This is a genomic window from Actinacidiphila sp. bgisy145 (assembly GCF_057708125.1).
In genome coordinates this window covers 1-11,497 of the sequence record NZ_JBYIRL010000014.1, presented here as the reverse complement: position 1 = coordinate 11,497, position 11,497 = coordinate 1, and the positions used below count along the sequence as shown (strand labels likewise).

The window sequence follows — 11,497 nt, the reverse complement described above, 5'->3', positions numbered from 1 at the left end:
GGGGACTCATGGCTGACGTGGACGACGCCGCCGCGGCGTACGCCCGGACCCGGGCCGCTGCCGAGTCGATCGAACGCGGCGGCGGCAGCGGGCTGACCGTGTCCGACCTGCTGGCCAAGGTCAGGACGGCACCGCCCCCGCAGCCCGCCCCGCCGGAACCGGCCCCCGCCACCGTCCCGGGCCCCGCGCCCGCGGCCTCGGGCGGCACCGAACTCGACGCGCTGGCCGCGACGATCGCCGCCGCGGCCGGGCGCCGCCTGCCCGGCGGGCACCTCGCGCCGGACGCCGACTTCTTCGACGCGGGCGGGACGTCGGTCCACGCGGTGGAACTGGTCGCGGAGTTGGAGAGCACGCTCGGCGTCCGGTTCGACCTGGACGAGGTCTTCGCCGACGCCCGCCCGCTGAGCATCGCCCGGCGCCGGCTGGCCCAAGCAGGTGCGGCGCCCGCGCCCGCGCCCGCACCCTTGCCCGCGCCCGTACCCCTTCGGGCCGCGCCCCCGCCCCCGGCGCCCGCCACCGCCCACGACCCGCGGACCGCCGCGCGCCCGGAGGACCTCGCCCAGATCCTGGCCGACCTCGCCCTCGCCGACCGCCTGCCGTTCACCGGGCCGCCCGAGCCGGTGCCGCCGCGCCGCATCCTGCTCACCGGCGCCACCGGCTTCCTCGGCGGCCACATGCTCCTGGACCTGTTGCGGCACAGCGACGCCCACGTCCACTGCCTGGTGCGGGCCGAGGACGAGGAGCAGGCCGCCGCCCGCCTCGGCGCGGCCCTCACCAGCTACCGGCTGCCCTGGTCCTCGGAGGTCCGCCGCCGCGTCAGCGTGCTGCCGGGCGACCTGCGCCGCCCGCGGCTGGGCCTGACCGGCGAGCGGTGGACCGCGCTCGCCGACGAGGTGGACGCGGTCGTCGGCGTGGGCGCGGCCGTGGACTTCCTGCGCGGCTACCCCTCGCTGCGCGGCAGCAACGTCCTGGGCACCCTGGCCCTGGCCGAGTTCGCGGCGGCCGGCCGGCCCAAACCGCTGCACCACGTCTCCTCCGTCGCGGTCTTCAACGAGGTCGGCATCACCGCCATGGGCGAGGACGACCCGCTGGCCCGTGTCGACCGCCTCGTGGCCGGCTACGACCAGTCGAAGTGGGCGGCGGAGGTGGCACTGCGGCGTGCCCGCGACCACGGCCTGGTCGTCACCGCGCTGCGCCCGGGCGGCATCGGCGGGCACACCAGGACCGGCGCCCACAACCCGCGCGACCTCAGCAGCGGCCTGCTCGCCGCCTTCAGCCGCTTCCGCACCGTCCCGGCCTTCCGCCACCTCAACGCGGCGCCCGTGGACTGGGTGAGCCGTACCGCGGTGGCGGTGGTGTGCGAGCCCGACGCGTGGGGCTACGACTACCACCTGACCGGCGTCCCCAACACGCTCGACGACGTCGTACGGGACATGGCGCTGGGCGGCATGCACGTGCGGGTGCAGGACTGGGACACCTGGCGGGCCGACGCCCTCGCGCGGCTGGCGGCCGACCCGGTCCCCGAACTGGACTTCCTCACCCGGCTGCTGCGCAGCCCCACCGCGCTCAGGCTGTGCGAGGCCACCCTCGAAGGCCCGGCGGCCACCGACGACCGCACCGCCGCGCTCGTCGCGGCACTCGGGCTGCCACCCGCCGCCCGGTACGACGCCCGGGCCCAGCTGAAGACGTTCGAGAAGCTCGCCGCCGACGGCCTGGCCCGGCTGCCGGATAGGGACGACCCGCCCTACCTGTGGTTCACCGAGCACGCCGAGGGCCGCGTCGGGCCGCCCGGCGGCCCCGCCGACACCCCCTGCTCGACCGAGCTGACCCTGTCGATCGCGAGCATGCACCAACTGGTCGCCGAGCGCCGGGTGGACGTGCGCGGCGAGCTGAACTGCCCGGCCCTGCACCCCGAGCCGGTCACGGTGACGCGCGGCGCCATCGTCGTACGCCCCGACGAGGGCATCCCCGAACAGCACGGCTCGCGGCACCCGTTGCTCGCCTACCGGCTGGAGTTGGCCGACGCCGGCGGCGGCCGTTGGTGGCTCACGGGCTGCAAGCACGCCCGGGCCCGCCGCGACGTGTGGCGGCAGACGCGGGCGCTGACCGTCGAGATCGGCCGCGCGGGCGAACCCGCCCTGCTCGCCGGCGAGATCGTCGTCCCCGCCGGCTCCTACGTCCGCGACCAGATCGACGGCATCCGGTTCGACCCGCGCTTGACCGCAGCCGAGCAGCGCGCTGCCAAGCTGGGCTGGCTGGGCTGGTTCGGCCTGGAGATGGGCCGCGGCCTGCTCGGCCCGTTCACCCGCGCCGCCGCCGAACTGCTCGACCTGCGCCGTACCACCACCCCCACGGAGCGCCGCCGATGACCTTCCGGACCAGGACGACCTCCCGCGCCGCCGCCGCTGCCCGGCCCGCGGTCCGCACGGTCAGGAGCGCCCCCGCCCTGAGGCCGCTCCACCACCGCCTCGACCCCGCCCGGGTGGAGGAGATCCCCTTCCACACCGCCGACGGCGTCCGGCTGGGCCTGACCCGGGTGGACACCGGCGAGGCCGGCCGCCCCGCGGTACTGCTGCTGCACGGGCACACCGCGTCCGCCGACATGTTCCTGCTGCCCGAGACCCGTAACCTCGTCGACGTCCTGCTCGACGAGGGCTACGAGCCCTGGCTGCTGGACTGGCGCGGCAGCTGCCGGCTGCCCTACAACGCGACCGGCCGCAGGTACACGTACGACGACGTCGCCCTGTACGACCTCCCCGAGGCCGTCCGCCGGGTCCGCGACCGGATCGGCGGGCGCCCGCTGTTCGTGGTCGCGCACTGCATCGGCGCCCTCGCGCTGTCGCTGAGCATGACCGCCGGACTGGTGCCGGGGCTGGCGGGCGTGGTGTCCCAGGGCGTCTTCCTCACCCCGAAGCTCGCCGGCAGCACCTCGCTGCGGATGTCGGTCGGGTGGGAGCTGCTGAGGTCCCGGATCGACCACATCCCGGTGGACTTCCGCACGGTCGGGCTGTGGTCGAAGTACACGCCGCTGTTCGCGCTCGCCGGCCGCCGGGCGGACTGCCCGGACCCGACCTGCCAGATGCTGCACCACTCCGCCTGGGGGTCGGGAGCCTCGCTCTTCGTCCACGAGCACCTGGCCGACGCCACCCACGGCCGCCTCGCCGAACTCCTCGGCCCGGCGCCGCTGTGGATCGTGCCCCACCTGCGGCGCATCGCGCAGGCCCGTACGGTCGTGCGCTGGCACGACACCGACCACCGCTACCGGGCCCTGCCGCCCAACGCGCTGGACGCCGCCGCCCGCATCGACACGCCCGTCCTGCTGCTGGCCGGCAGTGACAACGGCCTGTGGCTGGACTCCCAGCGGCTGTGCCGCGACGTCCTGGCCCGGCGGCAGCCGCAACTGGACGTGGCGTACGTCGAGATCCCCGGCTACGGCCACCTGGACTCCTTCATCGGCCGGGGGGCCGCGCTCGACGTGTTCGGGCACGTCGTCGACTTCCTCGGCGCACGGAGCTGAGGAGCCCGGCCCCCGCGCCCCCCGGCGACCGTGCCCCCGCGCCCCCCGCCCCCCCGCCCCCCCGCACCCGCCACCACGGCATCGAGAGAGGAAGCACCGTGACCGCACCAGCCGTCACCACGCCGCAGACCCCCGGCCGCAGGGGTCTGCCGCTGATCGGCGAGACCATTCCCTTCCTGCGCGACCAGCAGAAGTGGGCACGCGAACGCTACGACCGGTTCGGCCCGGTCTCCGAGGCACACCTCATCGGCCGCAGGTGGCATGTGCTGCTGGGGCCCGAGGCGCTCGACGTGGCGATCGTCGACCGGGACAAGGCGTTCGAGGCCGGACCGGCCTGGGGCTACATCAACGGCGCCTTCTTCCGCGGCGGACTGGCCTACCTCGACGCGGAGGCGCACTTCCGGCAGCGGCGCATCATGGGCGGCGCCTTCACCCGCACCCACCTGCTGTCCTACCTCGACGGGATCAACGAGACGATCGCCGAGCAGATCGACGGCTGGGCCGGGCAGCCGGAGACCAGGGTCTACCCGGCGATGAAGCAGCTCACCCTCGCCATCGCCTCGCGCACCTTCGCCGGCATCCGGCTCGGTGCCGACGCGGCGCGCGTCAACGACGCCTTCACCGACTGCCTGCGGGCCAGCACCGCGTTCGTCCGGCGCCCGGTCCCCGGGCTGAGCTGGTCGCGCGGGCTGCGCGCCCGCCGGGTCCTGGAACAGACCCTGCGCGCGCAGATCCCGGCCCGGCGCGCGGAGCCGGGCGACGACTTCCTCAGCGTGCTGTGCGGCGCCCGGGACGACGAGGGCAACGTCTTCACCGACGACCAGGTCGTCTGCCACATGATCGCGCTGCTCCAGGCCGCCCACGACACGACGACGTCCACCGTCACGTCGATGATGTACCGGCTGGTCCAGCGGCCCGACTGGCAGGAGCGCTGCCGGGCCGAGAGCCGGGCCCTGGGCACCGCGGGCCTGACCTTCGACCAGCTCGACCGGCTGCCGAGCACCGACCTGGTCATGAAGGAGACGCTGCGGATCGACGCCCCGGTGCCGGCGCTGCCCCGGGTCGCGGTCGCCGACACCGAGGTGCTCGGCCACCGGCTGCCGCGCGGCTCCTTCGTGCTGGCACTGCCGCAGTTCACCCACCACATGCCCGAGTGGTGGGACGAGCCGGAGCGCTTCGACCCGCTGCGGTTCACCGCCGAGCGCCGCGAGGACAAGGTGCACAAGCAGGCGTGGTCGCCCTTCGGGGCGGGCCTGCACAAGTGCATCGGCCAGCACTTCGCCGGCATGCAGATCAAGGCGATCATGCACCAGGTGCTCAACCGCTTCGCCTGGTCGACGGACGAGGGCTACGAGGTGTCCTGGGACCGTACGACGGTGCCCCGGCCGAAGGACGGGCTGCGGGTGCGGCTGGTGGCGGCGGGCCGGCCGGGCACCGCTGCCGCCCCGGGCGCGGAGGGCACGGCGTGAGCGGGGCGGGCGGGGAACGCGTCCTGGTCACCGGCGTGACCGGGTTCGTCGCCGGGCACTGCGCCAAGCACCTGCTCGACCGCGGCTACAGCGTCCGCGGCACCGTGCGCAGCCTGGCGGACCCGGCGACGGAGACCCTGGAGAAGGCGCTCGCGCCCAGCGCCGGCGGCCGGCTGGAACTGGTGGAGGCCGACCTCACCGACGACAAGGGCTGGGCCGCGGCGGTCGCGGGCTGCGCCTATGTGCAGCACGTGGCGTCGCCCTTCCCGGCCAGCATCCCCGAGCACGTGGACGACCTGCTCGCCGCCGCCGTCGACGGCACCCGCGGGGTGCTCACGGCCTGCGCGCGGGACGGCGGCGTGCGCCGGGTGGTGCTGACGTCCTCCGCGGCGGCGGTCATCTTCGGCCATGCCACCCGCTCCGACCAGCGGCTGGACGAGACGGTGTGGTCGAACCCGGACGGCTGCGACGCCTACCAGAAGAGCAAGACGCTCGCCGAGCGCGCGGCCTGGGACCTGGTGGAGGCGCTGCCGCCCGAGCAGCGGTTCGACCTCGTCGCGGTGAACCCCGGGATGGTGATCGGGCCGCTGCTGACCCCGCGGGTCAACACGACGATGGAGGTGCTCGGGCGGCTGCTGCGGCGCGAGGTGCCGGCGTCGCCCCGGATGGCGTTCGCCGTCACCGACGTACGGGACGTCGCCGCCGCGCACCGCCTGGCCATGGAGTCCCCGGCGGCGCCCGGCAACCGCTACCTGTGCGCCGGCGAGAACCTGTGGATGCGGGACATCGCGCGGGTGCTCGCCACCCGTTACGCCAAGGTCCCCACCGGGCAGCTGCCGGACTTCGTCGTGCGGGCCGCGGGCCTGTTCGACCCCGCCGTCCGCCTCGCCGCCACCTACCTCGGCCCCCTGGAACGCACCACGTCCAACAAGGCGTTCCGCGAACTGGGCTGGACCCGCCGCGACCCGGCGGCCACCATACTGGACGCCGCGGAGAGCTTGATCGCCTTCGGCCTGGCCCCCGACCGGCGCAAGGTCCGCGCCTGACCTGCCGGGCCGGCCGCGCCCGCCCGCCGCGGGGTCACACCCAGCCGCGGCGGGCGGCCGCCAGGGCGGCCTGGAAGCGAGTGGTCGCGCCGAGCGCGGTCATCAGGTCATGGACCCGGCGCTGCGTGGTGCGCGTGCTCCAGCCCTGCGTCCGGGCGATCGCCGCGTCCGTCAGCCCCGAGGCCAGCAGCATCAGCAGGGTGCGGGTCTCCTCGCCCGGCGCCGCCGACACCGCCGCGGCCTCGCCCGGGGTGGCGGCCTCGGCCGTACGTGAGACCGGCACCGTACGGGGGACCGGTGCCGCACCCGATGCCGCGCCCGCACCCGAGGCCGCACCCGGGACCCCGGCCGCGGCGAGCGGCACCGCCCGGTCCCACTCCGCCTCGAACAGCGCCTCCAGCGCGGCCAGGATCGGCGACGGGTGCACCAGGTACGCCGCCGCGTGCCCGCCGGCCGACAGGCTGAAGGGTATGAGCGCGGCCACCGTGTCGCGTATCACCAGCTTCAGCGGCAACTCGCCGCGCACCCGGGCCTGTTCGCCGGCCGCCACGCTCGGCAGGATGTCGTCGAGCAGCCGCCCTGGCCAGGCCACCGCGTCCCGCGAGTAGATCACGCGGTGCACCACGCCGACGCGCTGGCGCTGGAGCTGGTGCTGGAGGTTGCTGCCGGGACGGTCGATGTACGGCGGCAGGTCGAACGCGCGCACCTCGCGCTCGGCCTCGTTGATCAACCGGCCCGCGGCCGCGCTGATGTCCTCACGGCGGGTCAGCAACTCCACCGCGATGTCCGGGTCGTTGATCCGCAGCGCCTCGCGGTGCGTCTCGGCCAGCCGCTGCACCAGCGAGCGCGCCGCGTCCAACTGCCGCTGCCGGTCCTGGATCAGCGCGGTCACCGCGACGTCGGGCGGGGCGGCGGTGAAGCGCGGCGGCCGGCTCCCGGCGCGGGTGGCAAGGCCCTTGGCGACCAGCGTCCCGAGCGTCTTCGCGACCGCCGCGGTGCTCGCGCCGCAGGCGTGCGCCAACTCCGAGGCGCTGCACCGCGGCAGGCCGACGAGCACGGTGTAGACGCGCTCTGTTTCGCCACCGAGTCCCAGCACGTCAAGTTTCATGGTCTCCCCGCAGGTCGTCTGGCGGACCCCCGCCACCTGGCACAACCCGGCCAGCGTGAACATCTTGCGCATGATCGGCGCCGGTTGGCATCTTCCACCGCACAGGGCGCTTCCCCGCGGCGACGAGGCCGCCGAAGACGCGCCCGCCCACTTCCCTGTGCGCCCGCACCCGCACTCCCTTCGTCGGAAGGTGTCCCATGCGCCGCTCCACACCGCCCGGCAGGGCAAGAGGCCGCGCCCGTACCGCCGTGGTGGCGGTCCTCGCGGCCGTCGCCACCGCCGCGGCCGTTCCGACAACGGTGTCAGCGGCGACGCCGCGGGCGCACGCGTTCTCCGCCCCGGCCGCGCCCGCCTCCGCGGCGGCGTCCGGCAACTCCCTGCCCACCGCCGCCGGTTCGCCGCTCGGCACCTCCTCCGCGCCCACCCCGCCCACCGCCCAGCGCCAAGGCGCCGTGCCCGGGCAGGTCCTGGTGACGCTCGACGCCGGCACCTCCGTGACCGGCGCCGCCGTGCCCGGCACCCGGATCGCCGCGCGCCGCCCCCTCACCAGCAACACCACGCTCGACGCGCAGCTGAAGGCCGCGGGCGCGCAGTCCCTGAGCCCGCTGCTGCCGGGCGTCTCGGCATCCGCGGCCGCGACGCTGACCGGCGCCGCCCGCGACCGGCTCGGCGCGAGCGCCCCCGACCTCGGCCGCACCTACGTGCTGCGGACCTCCACCCAGGACACGGCCGCCGTGGCCCGCCAGTTGGCGAAGAGCCCGGGCGTGGCCGCGGCCGAACCCGACCGCTACGTCAACACCATGAACACCGGCGCCCAGCGCCTGCCCGCGTCCGCCACCGCGCCCGCCACCGCGCACACCCCCGCCACGAAGGCGGCGCCGGGCACCGGCACTCAGGCCGCCGCCGCAGTGCCCGCCAACGCCACCCTCGCCGACTCCGCGCAGGCGTTCCTCAACGCGGGCGGCGTCGACGCGGTCGGCGCCTACGCGGTGCTGAAGGGGGAGTTCGGCCAGCAGCCCGGTACCGGCGAGACCATCACCAACGTGTCGGTGGGCGACCTCACCGACCAGGCGATGGCCGACGCCGGGGACACCTACGTCCAGGAGAACGGTCCGACCACCGTGCTCCGCGACGGGCAGCGCTACCTCGACCTGCCGTCGATGCCGCTGATTCCGGCGTACGTCGCGAAGGACGCCGGCGGCCTGGACGGCGCGGCCGCCACCGAGCAGCAGGACGCCACCCTCGACGAGGTGATGCTCGACTTCGGCGTGATGGCGCCGCTGCCGCACGACCAGCAGCGAGCCTCGGCCACCGGCAGCGGCTACACCGACCTGCTCGGCATCGCCCCCGGCGCGAACTACCGGCTGGTGGTGCCCGAGCAGCCCACCACCGACCGGATCGCCGGCGCGCTGCTGGCGGCGGCCGACCAGACGCCCCGGCCGGACGTGATCACCGCGAGCCTCGGCTTCGGCACCGACGCGCAGGGCCTGCCCGGCCGCTACCTGGAGGACGACCCGGTGATCCGCTCGGTCGTCGCGTCGATCGTGCAGCACGACCACATCGTGGTGACGATCTCCTCCAACGACGGCACCCGCCTCTACACCCCGGCCTCGGTCGGCCCGGACGGCGGCAGCACCCCGACCGACACCGCGACCGGCCGGGAGCAGCCGACCACCATCGACGACGACGCGCTGTCCACCACACCGACCCGCGTGCCCGACACCGGCGCCATCGCCGCCGGCGGCAGCACCCTGGACGACACGCTGGCCCAGGGCGCCGACGGCCCCGCCACCACCGCCGAGACCCGCCTCAGCGGCTTCGGCAGCTTCTCCTCCGGCTTCGGCACCCGGGTCGACCTGTCCGCGCCCAGCGACAACATCCTCGCCTTCTCCCACCCGGCCGGCGGCTCCGCCCAGGACGTCGACGTCTCGCTCAACGGCGGCACCTCCGCCTCCGCGCCCGAGATCGCCGCGGCCGCCGCCGTGGTGCTCCAGGCCGGGCGGCTCGGCGGCCGCGCGCTGACCCCGCAGCAGGTCCGCGACGTGCTGGAGCAGACCGGCCGCGCGGTGCCGACCCCGCCGCAGATCGACCGCACCCTGCACGTCGGCCCGCAGATCGACGTGACCGCCGCCGCCGAGCGCGCGCTCGGCGGCAAGGCACCCGCACACCCGGCGCTGGTCCGGGTCTCGGTCGCCCACCGCGTCACCCAGGGCGGCCTGGGCGGCGACTTCCTGGAGGGCACCGACCCCAACCGGATCGACCTGGACGACATGGCCGCGGGCGGCGACGGCGAGGGCCTGGCCGGCCCGGTCACCTTCGCCGGCGACGTCACCGGCCGGACCGGCCCCGGCACCTCGTACACCCTCACCGTCGGCAAAACCGTCTTCCGCTCCGCCACGCCCGCGATCCGCGTCACCCCGACCCGGCTGCTGGCCGCTGCCGGGCTGCCCGTGGCCGCCACCGCGGACCGCCAGGTCACCGTCACCTACGCGGTGGCCACCGGCGGCCACACCGTCGCCAGCGAGCGCCGTACCCTCACCGTCGGCCCGAGCGACGGGCGTTACGCCGAGGCGGCCGCCCCCACCGCGCCCTCGGTGGTCGCCGCCGGGCAGGCGGTGAAGGTCTCCTACGACCTGACCGGCGTCGCGAAGACGTCCGACCCGCAACTGGTCGTGTCCACCGCGGGCCACTGGAACCCGCAGCTGGCCCCGCTGTTCACCGCCGCCTGGCACCAGGCGCTGACCGCGGACAAGGGCACCGTCACCATCCCCGCCGCCGCCTTCGCCTCCGGCGGCGGGATCTACGGCATCGGCGTGGTCCAGTACGGCTACGGCGGCAACCCCCAGCAGACCGGCTACGGCGAGTTCGCCCCGATCCGGGTGGCCGGCGCCACCGCCGCGCAGCGCCCCGGCGCGCCGCTGCTGTCCACCGCCGCCACCGCCCCCGGCCACAGCGCCGAACCCACCCGCGCCGCCCCCGGGTTCGACGTGCGCTACGACGTGCGCGCGGTGCCGGGCGCGCACAGCGCCGAGCTGGAGTTCTCCGCCCCCGGCCCCACCTCCTACGGTGCGCTGAACACGTTCACCAACGCCAACGGCACCGGCCTGGACGACGACGGCGTGGACGCCCCCTCCGCCGCTCACCGCGCGGTGCCGGGCACCTCCGGCACCGCCCACCTGGACGCCGCCGCGCTCGGCCTGACCGGCTCCGACAGCTACGGGGTGCGGGTCCTGGCGCTGGACCGCTCCGGGCACGTCGTCGGCCAGGCGTCCGCGCTGTCCACGCTCGCCTTCGACGACGGCCTGGCCCCCGCCGGCTCCTCGGTGACCGGCTTCGCCGCCGACGGCGCCCACTCGGTGGCCGCGCTGGCCACCGCCGCCGGCGGCAGCGAGGTCCGGCACTACGCGACGGCCACCGGCCGCTACGGCGCCGCCTTCGCCGCCGACCCCGCGGCCGGCTCCGCCTACCAGGTCGTCGGCGCCACCGACGACCGCGCGCTGCTGATGCACCGCACCGCCGACGGCACGGTGCGGGTGGAGACGTGGAACACCGCGGCCGACACGCTCCTGGGCAGCACCGCGCTGACCACGGCCGACGGCTCCTACGTCACCGGCCGCGTGGACGCCGCCCACCGGCGCGGCGCCCTGCTGCTGCACGGCGCCGGCGGCGACCTCGTCCTGCCGGTCGACCTGGCCGACGGCACCGCGGCCGCCCCCATCCCCGCCGACCCGGCCGGGGTCTCCGCCGGGTCCTACGGGCTGCTGACCGTGGACCGCTCCACCGGCGCGGTGCTGCTCGCCCGCCAGGCCGGCGCGTTCAACTGCCTGGGCAGCGCCACCGTCGCCCGCGTCGACCTGACCGCACGCACGGTCACCGCGGACGGCAGCACCTCGGCGTGCAGCCACGGCATCGCCTCCGACGGCGCCGGCACCCTGTACAACCTGTCGGCCACCGAGATCAGCGTGAACATCGTGCCCACCGGCGTCATCTCCGGCATCGACGAGGCCACCGGCGCGAGCGCCGCCGTCGGCACCGACGGCTCGGCGAGCGTACGCCTGGGCAAGCCGGCCTCCCTCGCGGTCGACGGCACCCTCAAGATCGCCGTGGTCTCCTACGCCTCACCCGCGGGCACCGCGTACTTCGGCGCGGGCATGTACGTGCCGGACAACAACGCGACCGGGCAACTGGTCGTGGTGGACCTGACCACCGGCAAGGTGCTGCGCACCGTCACCGGCGTCACGCTCGGCGGGCACTCCGCGCCGAACGACACGATCCAGCTCGACCCGGCCACCCGGACCGGCTGGACCTACGGGGCGTACGACGAGCAGATCCAGCAGTTCTCGTACTGACCCGGGGC

6 protein-coding genes are annotated in these 11,497 nt (G+C 75.8%); 5 read left to right on the top strand and 1 reads right to left on the bottom strand.

The features are described 5' to 3' along the window. Positions 1-8 precede the first annotated feature (8 nt). The 4 genes from AC3ERT_RS14750 (at position 9) to AC3ERT_RS14735 (ending at position 6,032) form a co-directional block, all read left to right on the top strand. Positions 9-2,369 (top strand): thioester reductase domain-containing protein, encoded by a 2,361-nt coding sequence (locus AC3ERT_RS14750; RefSeq protein ID WP_435174467.1) that lies wholly within the window; start codon positions 9-11, stop codon positions 2,367-2,369. Continuing rightward, positions 2,366-3,517 carry an alpha/beta hydrolase gene (locus tag AC3ERT_RS14745; protein ID WP_435174464.1) on the top strand — a complete coding sequence of 384 codons (1,152 nt, stop codon included), beginning with the start codon at positions 2,366-2,368 and terminating at the stop codon, positions 3,515-3,517. Before AC3ERT_RS14750 ends, AC3ERT_RS14745 begins: the two co-directional genes overlap by 4 nt. 98 nt (positions 3,518-3,615) lie before the next feature. Continuing rightward, a complete protein-coding gene (locus AC3ERT_RS14740) occupies positions 3,616-4,986 on the top strand; it encodes a cytochrome P450 (RefSeq protein WP_435135508.1) in 1,371 nt (456 codons plus the stop codon). Further along, entirely contained in the window at positions 4,983-6,032 is a 1,050-nt protein-coding gene (locus AC3ERT_RS14735) for an SDR family oxidoreductase (RefSeq protein ID WP_435174461.1), read from the top strand. Before AC3ERT_RS14740 ends, AC3ERT_RS14735 begins: the two co-directional genes overlap by 4 nt. A 34-nt stretch (positions 6,033-6,066) precedes the next feature. On the opposite strand, the gene AC3ERT_RS14730 is transcribed toward AC3ERT_RS14735, so the two are convergent. Beyond that, on the bottom strand, positions 6,067-7,212 hold the full coding sequence (locus AC3ERT_RS14730; protein WP_488180734.1) for a helix-turn-helix domain-containing protein: 1,146 nt from the start codon (positions 7,210-7,212) through the stop codon (positions 6,067-6,069). A 125-nt stretch (positions 7,213-7,337) separates the two neighbouring features. On the opposite strand from AC3ERT_RS14730, the gene AC3ERT_RS14725 reads away from it, so the two are divergent. Beyond that, complete coding sequence (locus tag AC3ERT_RS14725) at positions 7,338-11,489, top strand: hypothetical protein (protein ID WP_435174456.1); 4,152 nt, start codon at positions 7,338-7,340, stop codon at positions 11,487-11,489. The last annotated feature ends 8 nt before the right edge of the window (positions 11,490-11,497 follow it).

What these genes read in the sequence shown, in the direction of transcription:
- AC3ERT_RS14725 (WP_435174456.1), top strand. Translation starts at nt 7,338, where the DNA reads ATGCGCCGCTCCACACCGCCCGGCAGGGCAAGAGGCCGCGCCCGTACC.
- AC3ERT_RS14745 (WP_435174464.1), top strand. Translation starts at nt 2,366, where the DNA reads ATGACCTTCCGGACCAGGACGACCTCCCGCGCCGCCGCCGCTGCCCGG.
- AC3ERT_RS14750 (WP_435174467.1), top strand. Translation starts at nt 9, where the DNA reads ATGGCTGACGTGGACGACGCCGCCGCGGCGTACGCCCGGACCCGGGCC.
- AC3ERT_RS14730 (WP_488180734.1), bottom strand. Translation starts at nt 7,212, where the DNA reads ATGCGCAAGATGTTCACGCTGGCCGGGTTGTGCCAGGTGGCGGGGGTC.